This window comes from Sedimentibacter sp. B4, from assembly GCF_000309315.1.
In the GTDB taxonomy this organism is placed as follows: Bacteria; Bacillota; Clostridia; order Tissierellales; family Sedimentibacteraceae; genus Sedimentibacter; species Sedimentibacter saalensis.
Window position 1 is genome coordinate 1 of sequence record NZ_CANG01000524.1, and the last position, 339, is coordinate 339.

Annotated in this window: 2 protein-coding genes; both read right to left on the minus strand. The window is 68.1% G+C overall.

Features of this window, described 5'->3' with window-relative positions:
- Positions 1-134 (minus strand): family 1 glycosylhydrolase (locus BN358_RS23790; RefSeq protein ID WP_157593468.1); only part of this gene is annotated, 134 nt, incomplete at its 3' end.
- On the minus strand, positions 131-339 hold a 209-nt coding region (locus tag BN358_RS23795; protein WP_198018444.1), incomplete at its 5' end, for a PTS lactose/cellobiose transporter subunit IIA. The genes BN358_RS23790 and BN358_RS23795, both read right to left, overlap by 4 nt.

Consider the following 339-nt stretch of genomic DNA (forward strand, 5'->3'; position numbering starts at 1 on the left):
ATGTCGCCGCGGAAGAGGTTGATGTCGGCCACGGACCATCCCTTGCCGTCGGCCTGCCAGGCGCCTTCGGCCTGATTCGCGGCGATCGCGCCGCCCCACAGGAAACCCTCGGGGAAACCGTTCGGGACGCTCATGAGTTGACCTCGTCCGGCTGCGGCACGGACGCCTCCAGCGCGGCCAGGCGGGCGTCCACCCGCTCGAAGACCGCGGCCAGCTTCTTGACCAGCCGGAACTCGCTGTTCACCGTCATCAGCGTGTCCTGGGCGTGGGTGAACAGCATCGAGTAGCTGAGCGGCTCGCCGGCAGCGGACGCCTGGATGCAGTCGGTGTGGATCGTGT